General features: G+C 40.2%; 10 protein-coding genes. 2 read left to right on the top strand and 8 right to left on the bottom strand.

What is annotated here, in order from left to right; all coding sequences use genetic code 11:
* Positions 1 to 142: 142 nt before the first annotated feature.
* Positions 143 to 316, top strand: coding sequence for a hypothetical protein (locus tag B3H30_RS12355; RefSeq protein ID WP_286710468.1), 174 nt, complete (start codon positions 143 to 145; stop codon positions 314 to 316).
* A gap of 13 nt (positions 317 to 329) precedes the next feature.
* Positions 330 to 1,943 (top strand): hypothetical protein, encoded by a 1,614-nt coding sequence (locus B3H30_RS12350; protein WP_286710469.1) that lies wholly within the window; start codon positions 330 to 332, stop codon positions 1,941 to 1,943.
* A 76-nt stretch (positions 1,944 to 2,019) separates the two neighbouring features.
* Here the strand turns inward: B3H30_RS12350 and B3H30_RS12345 are convergent, their stop codons facing one another.
* From B3H30_RS12345 to B3H30_RS12310, 8 genes are all read right to left on the bottom strand, one after another.
* Positions 2,020 to 3,696, bottom strand: coding sequence for an FISUMP domain-containing protein (locus B3H30_RS12345; RefSeq protein WP_286834179.1), 1,677 nt, complete (start codon positions 3,694 to 3,696; stop codon positions 2,020 to 2,022).
* 393 nt (positions 3,697 to 4,089) lie between these two features.
* Positions 4,090 to 6,480, bottom strand: coding sequence for a GumC family protein (locus B3H30_RS12340; RefSeq protein ID WP_286834178.1), 2,391 nt, complete (start codon positions 6,478 to 6,480; stop codon positions 4,090 to 4,092).
* Positions 6,481 to 6,485: 5 nt separating this feature from the next.
* Positions 6,486 to 7,280, bottom strand: coding sequence for a polysaccharide biosynthesis/export family protein (locus B3H30_RS12335; protein WP_286834176.1), 795 nt, complete (start codon positions 7,278 to 7,280; stop codon positions 6,486 to 6,488).
* A complete protein-coding gene (locus tag B3H30_RS12330; protein WP_286834174.1) occupies positions 7,273 to 8,229 on the bottom strand; it encodes a hypothetical protein in 957 nt (318 codons plus the stop codon). The genes B3H30_RS12335 and B3H30_RS12330 overlap by 8 nt, the downstream gene beginning before the upstream one ends.
* A gap of 10 nt (positions 8,230 to 8,239) precedes the next feature.
* A complete protein-coding gene (locus B3H30_RS12325; RefSeq protein ID WP_286834172.1) occupies positions 8,240 to 9,865 on the bottom strand; it encodes an ABC transporter ATP-binding protein in 1,626 nt (541 codons plus the stop codon).
* 2 nt (positions 9,866 to 9,867) lie between these two features.
* Positions 9,868 to 10,959 (bottom strand): nucleotidyltransferase family protein, encoded by a 1,092-nt coding sequence (locus tag B3H30_RS12320; protein ID WP_286834170.1) that lies wholly within the window; start codon positions 10,957 to 10,959, stop codon positions 9,868 to 9,870.
* 4 nt (positions 10,960 to 10,963) lie between these two features.
* Positions 10,964 to 11,230 (bottom strand): PqqD family protein, encoded by a 267-nt coding sequence (locus B3H30_RS12315; RefSeq protein WP_286710475.1) that lies wholly within the window; start codon positions 11,228 to 11,230, stop codon positions 10,964 to 10,966.
* Positions 11,227 to 11,685, bottom strand: a complete 459-nt coding sequence (locus B3H30_RS12310; protein ID WP_286834169.1) for a S24 family peptidase — start codon at positions 11,683 to 11,685, stop codon at positions 11,227 to 11,229. Before B3H30_RS12310 ends, B3H30_RS12315 begins: the two co-directional genes overlap by 4 nt.
* Positions 11,686 to 11,705 lie beyond the last annotated feature (20 nt).

Raw genomic sequence — 11,705 nt, 5'->3', positions numbered from 1 at the left:
ACAGCTAAAGATCTTCTCAGATTGAAAAATAGGGGTCAATATCGAAATGATGAAAAAAGCTATGCTTGTACCACAGAAATCGAATCCTAAAATTTATTTAGGACAGATGTGAAGTTGTTTTATTGAAAAATGGAGAGTTATCATGAAAAAAAATTATGTATGTCCACAAATTGCTGAATTGACCATTTATTTGGAGTCTGGTTTAGCAGCAGGTTCAGCTCAGGTTCAACCTCAAAATGCTAATGGTCAGGTGTTTGAGCAGTGGACGCAGGACGACGATGATAATCGTACACTTGATTGGAGTGATTACAAATAAAAACTGAAAAGAAATGAAAAGGAAAAAAACGTCAAATTTTTCTCGTATAATTTTTATTACGTTAATTATTGCAAGTGGATTTTATGTACAGTCCTGCAGTAAATCGGTGTCAACAAATGCTGCCGATGTGGATGCGGCTGAAGTGAGTGTCAATATTTCTGTGGGAGAGCCAGGCGAGGAACGCGTCGTTGTTGCATCGACAAAGCGTGGAAGTGTTTCGTCTGAAGAACAAGTTTCAGAGGTATCATTAGCGGATAATTTAACTATGGGGGTTACATTAACGCGGGCTGAAGAAACTAGTGCAGGTACGGCAAGTAAATCTGCTGCTGTGAATACGAACAATCAGTTGAAAGCTGCGGCCACGATAACTAATAAAACATTGGACAATGGGGTAAAATACAGAATTGTTGTTTATGATGCAGGAGGAAATTATGTGCAGACGAATGATTTTACGTACGGAAGTGCTAGCGCTCGATTTAGTTTAAATGCAGGTCAAGACTATACTTTTGTTGGTTATTCTACAAATAGTACGTCAGCGGTACCCGCTGTTTCAAACATATCGAAGTTGTCGACAGCCCAGTTAAAGGATATTTCGGGTACGCTTATGTTTTTTAAGAAATCATTGAAATTAGTTTATGGTAATAATAATCTAGATCTAGTTTTACAGCATCAGTTTAGTCAGATTACAACCACGGTTAAGATGGATGATGCCATGACGGGTGCAATAACTACACTGACAGGAATGTCTATTAGCCCATCCAAGAGTACTGCGAGTTTAAATTTTTCTGATGGATCGCTCACGTATGCGACAGGAAATACCAGTACTGGAATTGTTTTTCCGGCTTTGACTGCAGGATTACGTTCAATAACAAGCAGTCCGACACTTTTGATCAGTCCGAATACATCTACTGCAGCACTTTCCATTGGATCCATTACACTTGATGGGGAGACAAAAAGCAATATACCAGTTCCAAATATTAAGATTGTACCCGGTTATCGCTATAATTTAGTCCTGAATTTTAAAACCTGTACGCAAAATGTGACTTCTGATGTCTTAAATTGGAATTATGAACGGACAAGCTGGACTGTAGGAAGGACAACATATTATGGCATCACAAAAGATGGCGTTAATTATAAGAATAATGAGGTAATTACCAATACGTTTAATGCACCAATGGCCAATTATGGATTTCAGCTTGATATTACTGAGTTTGATAATGCTTTTAATATGCAAGTGAACGGACAGTATATTTTTGGAAGCAGCACCAATGACCAGGTTCAGTTTCAGACAAATACGAGCTTAGGTACCGTTCGTAACATTGAATTTGTGGATGGAACAGAATATTCCACTAATGGTATCCCGGAAGTTTTCGATATGAAAGGTACAGCAGCTGCTCCTTTGCTCCGTATATTAATCAGTCGAAATGGTGAAGTTTCGTTACTTGGAAGCAAAACTAATGGCGGCGAGCTCGTGGCGTTGAGACTAAAAGCGGGGGCAAAATTTAACACAGTAAATTGGAATACAACAGGCAATAATACAGTTATTATTAATCAAAAGGTGGATGGTAAGACTGTTATCATCGGTACTGGTAATGGTCGCAAGATGATTTCCTGTAAGACAAATTAAGGTATGATGAGAATCTTGTAAAACAAAAGCCATTCACTAAGAATGGCTTTTGTTTTTGTTTAAAGGTAATTCAATCTTATTGGGCGATACATCTAATACTAAATGCGAACGGTTTGTTGTTGATACCAACTCCTGTTGCTGCACCGTCAGCTTGTTCAAAACGAGCCCTGTACGCTAACGTATTAGAAGATGATTGTGAGGTCCAGTAAAAACCCAAACTTCCTCTATTTTCTAGCGCTCGGCTATCGTTTTGAGGGGTATAGTCTCCTGCGGCAGGAAATGTTAGTATTACATTGTAATCATGTTTACTTCTAAACACTTTTGCACTCGTATAGTTTGTATTACTTGCAGTCCAATCTACGCCCATATTGTGAGCTTGTAGCTGTGTTGTGTTTGCAATTAGGTCATTCCATTCCGTTGTGGTAGGTACACGCCAACCTGTGGGGCAGGGGTCAGCTGTCGTTTTTACAGGTGCTGCTTCTGTTCCTGAATTCCAAGCTGTAGCACTGGCCTGTCCCGTACTACTCCATGTACCAACAGGTGCAATTGCTCCGGTCGTGGAAGTTGCAGCGACTGTATTGAACCCCCATTGGTAGTAATTGCCAAATAGGGCTTGAAAATTTCCTCCTACGGGAAAGTCCGGTGTGTTTGAAGTCGAAGCCCCTAAATTATGGCGCATCCAAACTTTACCGTTGATGCGCACTGCAGGAACGCCTAAGAACGTAATATTTTGATCTAAAACGGTATTGGGGGTAATCTTCAATACTAAATTATATTTCACACCAGGCTGTATACTTATGTTGTTAAATGTGAGCGGAGTGGATCGGGTCAGCGGGCCTACCGTTAAGCTGGCCATTGAAAATGCTCCGGTCAGCGTATTATTGTTCATTAAAAATGCGGTTGAGTTTACAACAGCGGTATTTAATGTTGGAAATGCAACTGTTTTGTTGCTAAATGTTCCTCCTGGCGTAACGGTGCGCGTAGCGAGGTTTAGGCTGGCCGTAGACCTAGATGTACCCAACGTCGTTGCGCCTATAGCCGAAACAAGATATCCATTTGTAGGTGAGGCATCCACAGTTACCGTTACACTTGTCAATAGGTGTTTGAGAATGATATTTAAGTTACTTGTTGATGAGCTTCCAACCGTGATTAAACCAGAGTTGTAAAACATAAAATCTGTATTCGGGTCGATGCTCATTGCTGTCGTAAGGGACGTACCAGCTAGGCTCATTGTCGGAGCAGTATTGGTGTTGAGTGAGAATGCAAGAAATGTATATTGTCCTGAAAAGACAGATAAAGCGACACCATCGTCCGGAGTAACGGTTCCGGCTGTGCTAATGCTATAAATTTTATCTTCCTGAAAATTTCCAGCCTGGTTATACACGGCTAATCTGAATTTTATCGCCCGATTGATCGGCGTTGTGACAACAGCGGCTTTATTTCCTCCTGTACTGCTCTGTGATGCAGCAGAAAGCGCCGTTGTCGACTTATCACGGCTAAATTCCGCCACGATTTTAAAATCTTTGTCAAATGGAAACTCTTGGCGCTGTACGTCCGCTACAGCTGTCGTTTTTGTTGTTGAACCTTTGATAGCGATATCGCCCTCATCATTATATTCTTCTCCCCCTACTGCAACATTGAGGGTAACCAAACCTTGTTCAGATGCACTCTCTTTTTTGTTACAGCTGGTAAAAAATGTTGTGGCAGATAATATTAAAAGAACCGTTGTAAGTTTAAATTTCAAAATATTCATAATAAAAATTTGGTTTAGGAGACTACCAGGTGATTGTGCGTTCATCAGTTTGTTCATCCCACTCGTCTCTAATTTCTCCGGTGGTAGATGTAGGGGAGATGGTAATGGATCCTGCCGCGATGCCTGACTCCATCTTCAAACGGATGGTCATAAGGTGTGGCGCAACATAGGTTTGTTTGACTTTTGCTGTTTTCATTTGCATTATTTGATTAGCATTTTTGGTAAAGGTGCAATTTTAAAGAGCTAATACACTTAAAGATAGCTATTTTACAACAATTTTTAAGCTATTAAGTTTTAAAAAAAAGTAAAATTTTTATTAAACGTAAAAAAAAGCTGATGTTTCAGTAAGAAACATCGGCTTTTGCACTGGGTATGTTTTTTATGCGTTAATATTTATTTGTTAAATACTTTTTTCCAAAAAGATTTCTTATCATCACCGTATCTATAGCTATAGCCATAACCGTATCCATATCCGTAACCGTAGCCTCTTTTGCCACTATTGACACCGTTAAATAAAATAGCCATATTGGACAATTTTTTTGACTGGTATATCTTCTCAATATCGGGAAGTTCGCGTTTATCCATTTTGCCTGAGCGAATGACAAAGATGGTCAGTTCGGAAACTCGATCTGTGATATAGGCATCTGCAATAATTTCCACGGGAACGCTATCAATGATAATATAATCGTATTGTTTTTTTAATTCGGCAATCAAATTATCCAAGCGATCGCTATGAAGCAATTCGACCGGGTTAGGTGCAATAACGCCAATTGGTATGATATCAATATTATCGGAGATCTCTGTTTTATAAATGACTTCTGATGGGTTAAGTTCCTTGTCCGATAAATAATGGGTAATCCCCTTTCTAACAGGAACTGGAATACGTGAACTCAATGTCCCTTTACGTAGATCCAGATCCACCATGATGACGCGTTTATTTAAGAAGGATAGTGTTGTGGCGAGATTTATGACACTAAAGGTTTTTCCTGCGCCGACGCGGGCCGACGAAAATGTAATCACTTTGGGAGGTAAACCACCACGGGACATAAAGTTGATGTTCGTTCGTAGGATCCGGAAAGCCTCTGTCAAGGCATCCCTTCCGGTCTGACTAACGGATACATTGCCAACAGTATGTTTGCTCTTTTTTGCGAAGGGAATTTCGCCCAAAAATGGAACCGATAAGCCTTCCTCCAGGTCTTTGCGATTACGAACTCCACTATCTACCACAAGCATTAAAATCAAAAGCAGAGAAGGAATTACTAGCCCAATAGCCACACCTAAGCCTACTTTCTTAAATTTATTCGGATAAACTGGCGCGAAAGAGCCAGACGCGGGATCAATTACCTTGATGTTATCGTCGGTCATGGCTTGGTTAATCGCATTTTCCTCACGCTTATTTAATAGGAAGACATACAAACTTTCTTTCACTTTCTGTTGGCGCTCGATGGAAAGCACAAGTCTTTGTTTTTGCGGCATCTGGCGCGATTTGCCGGAGGCTCTATTTTCCTCTTTAACCGCATTGCCCATTTTTACGCGCAGGCCGGAAATGGTATTGCCAAGTGTGCGTTCAATGCCCGAGCGCATGGTGTTTAAGGATTTGTCGATCTCCTTAACGATGGGGTTTTCTGAATTCCCATCCTCCATCAGTTTGTTTTTCCGTATCTGGAGGGTATTGTAAGCCTGGATCTGATTTTCAATATTTCCATCGATAAGGCCGGTATTGTTTGGGATCAAGGCTGTCTGCTTGTCCGATTTACTGAGGTAATCACTCATCATTTCAGCTAGCTTGAGGTCGGTGTCAATTTTAGTCGCCTCCTGACGGTAAGATCTACTGTCTTCAATGTACATGCCGCCCACTTCGGCGACATCCATACCATTGTTGTTGACCTTAATTTTTTCAAGATCTCCTTCAACAGAACCCAGTTCCTGACTTAAGATGGCTACACGATTGTTGATGAAATCGGCCGTATTGCGTGCGATCTGATTTTTGTCATTGATGGAGTTGATATTATAGATGCGGATCAGGTTGTTGATAATGTCTGCTGCGCGCTGTGGGTTGCTGTCTTCTATGGCGATTTGCAAAATCGAAGCATCGTCTGTGGTCTGGTTAATGCTCAATCTACCTAAAAGAGCATTGGCCATATCGATTGACGAAAGCTTATTGACTGAAATTTCCTGATCGTAAGCCGCCTTGGTATAATAAGGCGTTGCCAAAATACGGATTCCGCCAAAGCTCGTTTTAATTGCTTTATTTAAAGGTGCGATGTAAACTTTTTCTTTGTCTTTTCCTAAATTTTCAACTACGAGTACAGATTTGTTATCGCGCGGCGTAATGGTGAAAGAGAAAGATCCACTCGGATTGTAATTGACAAATTGGACCAGAACCGGCGATTCATTATACAGTTCGTAGTCCCTTAGCTGTCGACGAACGACATAGCTTACATCGGCTTTGATGCTTTCCACCGTCTCGCGCATCAGCTCTTTAGACTTGAGCTGCAGCATTTCAGTGGCTAAATTGACCGTATTGTAACTCATTCCCGATCGAGTGAGGGTAGCCGAACTTGGTGTATTGGCTGGAGTTTTGATCATTACGGTACTTGCCTGTCTGTAACTAAAAGTGGTTTTGCTATACTGATAATAGTAATAGCCGCCAAAAATGCATACGGATAGTAAAAACCAGGGCCAGTGAAAAAGTAGGTATTTTATAATATCCAATACATTGAATGTACTGTTATTCTTTGCCCCGAAGAATTGGTTATTTACAACTTCTGGTCTATTTTCCATAAAAATTATCGAGTTGCTATAGCTACAAATGAGACAATAAGAGAAACAAACCCAGTCATTATACCGATTACCCGCCAGGTATTGTCCGATTTAACTGTGACTTGACCATCGCGGGGTTGTACATAGACGATATCATTTTGTTTTAACTGAAAAGTTGGCGAGTTGAAAATATCTTTGGATTCAATATCATTGACATACATTTTTCGGACGCCATTTTCTTCCCGGATGACCATAACTCTGTCAGTCGCGGCATTTTTACTGACCCCGCCTTGTTGGGCTATGGCTTCCAATAGATTAATGCGTGAGTCAGGGACATTTAAAACACCGTTTCCAACTTCTCCAAGCATATTGATTTTCATATTCATCAGTTCGACCTTGATAATTGGATCTGCAATATATTTTTCATCTTTTAACCTTTTGGCAATCATTGTTCTGATCTCTGCCAGAGACTTATTTTCTACTGCCAGATTACCAAAAACGGGAAATTCAATATTTCCTTCATTGTTAACTAAATAACCTCGTTCGATTAAGGCACTTTGGTTAGTCCCTGTCATTACTTCTCCATTGTTACTAACGCGGTATGCACCCAAAGGATCATTAAAAGGTGCCGCTAATTCGGCTTTTTTTGCGCTGATGATAATACTTAAGCGATCACCTTTTTGGATCTTCAACGGGGTAATTTCCGGAATTGCATAGGCCGCATTGGGCTCCATATCCTTCACATAGACGATTTTTCGAATTTTACAGGAGTTAAAAACCAGCATGCCCAATAGACAAAGTCCAAGCAATACTTTATTCATAGCTTATTGTTTTAGTTTTTGATTTTATTTCTTTGTAACATAGTAAGGCCGCTGCCGGGTCTGGAAGACAGTCCAATAGGCCAATGGGAATCTGATCGATAATTTCAGATACGGTGTTGTTCATCAGGTCGAAAAGTCTTCTATTCCAACGAATGGAAGAGGTACTGGGCAGGAGGCCAATAAAAGCCTGTGTGTCGGATAGCCAAGCTAGTTTATTTTCTTGGGCCTGGCGTAATCGGATAATAGCCGTTAGATTGGCTTTCTCATTTTTGTAGCAGGGCGTCTTTCCGCTCCAGGGCGTACCAAAAATTTCGACCTCATTGTTATCGTTGATCCTGATGGCCGGGTTATCATCGTTCAATAGACTCGTGCCGGGGATATGCTGAAGCCAAAGACGGCTATGTGTACTTTTGCCTGTGCCACTCTTTCCTAAAAATACAAAAGCTTTATTACCTTGTTTAATCACAGAACCATGGATCATGATGGTGCGATAAGGTAATACGGCCTGGCCATAAGATACCATCATAAGCCATGAAAGGATGCCATTTTGTTGTTCTTTGTCGACAATGTTTGCAAAGATTTTAGCTTTTTTAAAATCTTTGCTGCTAAACATTTTCCAATTCATCTGTCCCTTCTCACCCAAGACTGTCGTAATGTAATGTTCATCCGATTCTTCAAAGCAAAACCGATTTTCCCACACGATAGAAATATCACTCAGCAACTTTGACTCAAAAGGTGATGGTGGGGCTTTTTGTAGGACGATATCCGTATGAATTAAGATATTTTCTTTGTCATCAGTCGGATCGCAAATAAAAGGTTCAAAACTGGGCAAATAGTCTGGCAAGATAATTTCGTCCGGGAAATTAATTTTCAATAGATGTCCCGCGATCCGATAGTATTGGTTTTTATTGGATTTGGGAGCTATGATATGTTTTGTTTGACTTTTCACTTGGTTAAATTTAAGAAATAAAGATACGCTGTGTGCACCGTTCTGTCAAATTTAAATCGTGGGTCACAAAAATTAATATTTTATTTTTACCAAACTGGATCAGATTTTCCATTAGCTTTTCTGCGGTAGCTTGATCTAAAGCCGAAGTGATTTCATCAAAAAGGTAACAGCTACAGTCGCGTAAAACAGCCCTAGCGATAGCAATACGCTGTGCCTGTCCTTCGGAAAGGCCGTGGCCCGATTCGCCTATTATGGTATCCAAACCCAATGGCAGTTCATACACAAAATTGGCACAGGCAGTTTCTAGGGCCGATTTATACTGTTTTTCGTTGTACTGTTTCGTTGAAGAAAGCAGGTTTTCGCGTATCGTTCCCGAAAAAAGTTTATCACCTTGTGGGACGTAACCAAAATTGATGCGATGACGCGCTGCTAAAGGAATCTGTTTTTCTTCTGTAACAATATGTACCGATCCAGCCGTCGTTTTCAAAAGTGCGAGTAGAATTCGGATAAGGGTTGTTTTGCCCCGTCCGCTTGGTCCAATGAGTGCCGTGGGTTCATTTTTTTTGAACATAGCGTTAAAAGCATTTAAAACCGGTATCTCATCGTATTTAAAACTAATGTTCTGGAGCAGCAGGCTTGTCGGAGCGGAAATGACTTCTGCATGATCTATTTCTTCTATTTCTTCAATTTCCAATACCTGTAGGCGCTCTACTGAGGTGCGAAAACGTATGAAGGCAGGTACAAATCCAAGGAGTTGTAATACAGGTCCCTGAATCCTGCTGACAAGTTGTAGAAATGCTGTTAAGGTGCCAAAGCTGATCAAATGTGCCTGCAATTGAAGTACCCCCCATACAAATGTAAATAAGAAGCCTGCATTCACTGTCGATTTCATAATGCCCTGTGATAAGGTAGAGAAGTTTAATAATCGTAGCTTTAGACGGTATATGTTATTTTGTGCCGCATCAAGTTTTTGCCATCGGATCTGATGTAGACCTAATGCCTTAATTGACATTCTAAAGCGCAAATTCTCTTGCACGACATGACCAAATTCACTATCTGCCTGCTTAAGCTCCTGTGTTAATTTGCGATATCTCCGGAAATATAATTTGGAGAGCGCCACGAGTGGTGAAATAGCCAGAATAAGGACAGCGAGTTTAGGATCCAATAACCAAAGAAAGGTGAAAGATGCCAGAAGTTTGATGCAAGTGAGCATTGAATTCCAAAAAGTATAACCGACCATTTGAACGATTTCATTACAATCGCTTTGAATTCTAACCTGGATATCGCCAGTGTGCCATTTTTTTATTACTTGCCAGGTGGACAGTAACTGCCTATGCATGATTCCGTTCTGAAGCTTAATCAACATGGACGCGCGCATTTTTTCGTTTGTGCGATTCGAAATAAGCTGTACCATAATGCCCAATAGAATACTTCCTCCTGTCCAGATCAGGGCCTGCTCGACCTGTAATCTCGTCCCGTGTATTGCATAATCGACAGCCTTTTTTGACCAATAGACAAAAGACAGGGAAAAGAAGATTCCTACTAATTCCAATAAAAGAAATATCATCAGCGGTAACCGGTAAGGTTTGAGTAGCGCTATTGACCAGTGCAAATAATGGCTTGGCGATTTTTCCATGTTTATTTTTTAAGGCCTGATAAAAAATGAACGATTGGAAACCAAATAACTTCCGGTGTTGCGTATGGAAGGTAATTTTTCATGTTTCTAAGCAGGCGTTGACGGCGCTTGCTCCGCTTCAAACCGCTCTGATCAGAAGTACCGAAGCGGTTGTCATAAAAACCGAAATTGCCGGCATACAAAATTTCTTCCATCATCCAGTTTGCATTATTGGATCTGTCCAATTGGATTGGAAGGTTTTCTTTTGGAAGGCCCAAGAAATCGTGTAATAGTTGATGGAGTAGATGTACCCAGGGTAATATTCCCAGTGCACGGTATATATTCAATAACTGAGTTCCGTCGATATTCTTTGCCTCATTAAAATATAGCCTGGCTGCATCGCACAATTGTCTGATGCCAATTCCAAAAGAGAGCATATGCTTAAGAATATGGCTATTGACCTGTAGCATGTTTAAGATCGGTGATAATGTTAGCACAACTTCTCCATTAAAGCGTACTTTCTTTTCGATCGGATAGCGATCAGTCAGTTTCCGTAGATATGCTTTTTTTAAGGGATTATGGATGTCAAAGATATGGCGATGGTGTTCTGTTTCTACACCTTCCCAAAAATAAAAACAACTGCTTCCAGCTTGGCTTGTAAGGGATATCATGCTGTTTTTTATCACGCTATTTGCACGATCAAAGTCCTGCTTTCCGTTAAAACACCAATCGATGTCGCCACAAGAACGACTTGTTGGCTGATGATAATACTGCGCCAGCCCCTGCCCTTTGAGCAATACTGCATCAATTTTATGCGCTTTAAATAAAATCGCCTGCTCGGTTATCGTTTTGTTCATTTTTGTGTGAAGCTGCTCTAGCTGGTTGATGCGTATTGTCCAGCGGACGTGTAAACTTCGTGGAGGTAGCCATTCATCCCGTAATTTCTGTACGCCATAATATACAATGCCATCCACGGTCTGTTGAATCGAAAGATCAAAAAGCTGCTTCCATTCCTGATCTGATAAGGGGGGAAAAGATGCAGGAACATTTTCCTTTTCCCAGAGACCAGCTCGAAGTAAAAAGAAAAAAGCTTGTATAATTTTCGAATCCAGCATGTAACTAGATCGTCAGATTTCCATTTTGTAGCACCTCGATCAGCTTCATACTATCTTTTTCTGCAACTTCACGTTCGGTTTCATAGTTGTCAAGCAACAAATTTATCATATCTTCAAGCTCGAAATCTATGCCCTGAAGTTCATTCCATAAAAATGCTGCAGTTTCATTTAAAGTAAATACTTTTGACATATCGACCATATCTTGACTGGGATCTACAATAATATATTCTTTACCTACTTTACGTAGCGTAATATCATTTCTTAATTTCATAATTGCGTTGTTTGATTTAATTTACGCCATATTTTGCGCAATGGTCTCAAATAATACCATAGCATACTTAACCCTATATTTATTTTAGCGTTTAAATGAAGATCTCTACTATTGCGTGAAGCTGCTATTGCTATTGCTTTTACATCAGATGGAGATATGATCTCAATTTGATGTGTATTACCATCCCCAGCTAAACATATTTTTCTCCCTTTTATGCTGATTATTCGGTGTAGGACAAATTTATTTCTGTAATTTGCTAGAACAACCCGACCTATTTTGAGCTCATCGACTGCACAATTAGCAAGAATAACCTGATCGCCATTACATATAAATGGACGCATACTATTTCCCACAACATTGATCTTTATAGGTTTACCTTTTTCTAGAAATGGCAATAAGATGTCAAAAAACTGATTATTTGACATCTGTATTGAACCTGTTATATCAATGGTCATATTTAGTTTTTGATTTAGCA

The sequence above is a fragment of the Sphingobacterium sp. UBA7038 genome, from assembly GCF_002494055.1.
Lineage (GTDB): Bacteria > Bacteroidota > Bacteroidia > Sphingobacteriales > Sphingobacteriaceae > Sphingobacterium > Sphingobacterium multivorum.
The sequence above is the reverse complement of the archived record's forward strand: the minus strand, read 5'-3'. Positions and strand labels throughout refer to the sequence as shown.

Bases quoted from the DNA above. Each gene is read 5' to 3' on its own strand.
- B3H30_RS12355 (WP_286710468.1), top strand. From the start codon at position 143: ATGAAAAAAAATTATGTATGTCCACAAATTGCTGAATTGACCATTTAT.
- B3H30_RS12350 (WP_286710469.1), top strand. From the start codon at position 330: ATGAAAAGGAAAAAAACGTCAAATTTTTCTCGTATAATTTTTATTACG.
- B3H30_RS12345 (WP_286834179.1), bottom strand. From the start codon at position 3,696: ATGAATATTTTGAAATTTAAACTTACAACGGTTCTTTTAATATTATCT.
- B3H30_RS12340 (WP_286834178.1), bottom strand. From the start codon at position 6,480: ATGGAAAATAGACCAGAAGTTGTAAATAACCAATTCTTCGGGGCAAAG.
- B3H30_RS12335 (WP_286834176.1), bottom strand. From the start codon at position 7,280: ATGAATAAAGTATTGCTTGGACTTTGTCTATTGGGCATGCTGGTTTTT.
- B3H30_RS12325 (WP_286834172.1), bottom strand. From the start codon at position 9,865: ATGGAAAAATCGCCAAGCCATTATTTGCACTGGTCAATAGCGCTACTC.
- B3H30_RS12320 (WP_286834170.1), bottom strand. From the start codon at position 10,959: ATGCTGGATTCGAAAATTATACAAGCTTTTTTCTTTTTACTTCGAGCT.
- B3H30_RS12315 (WP_286710475.1), bottom strand. From the start codon at position 11,230: ATGAAATTAAGAAATGATATTACGCTACGTAAAGTAGGTAAAGAATAT.
- B3H30_RS12310 (WP_286834169.1), bottom strand. From the start codon at position 11,685: ATGACCATTGATATAACAGGTTCAATACAGATGTCAAATAATCAGTTT.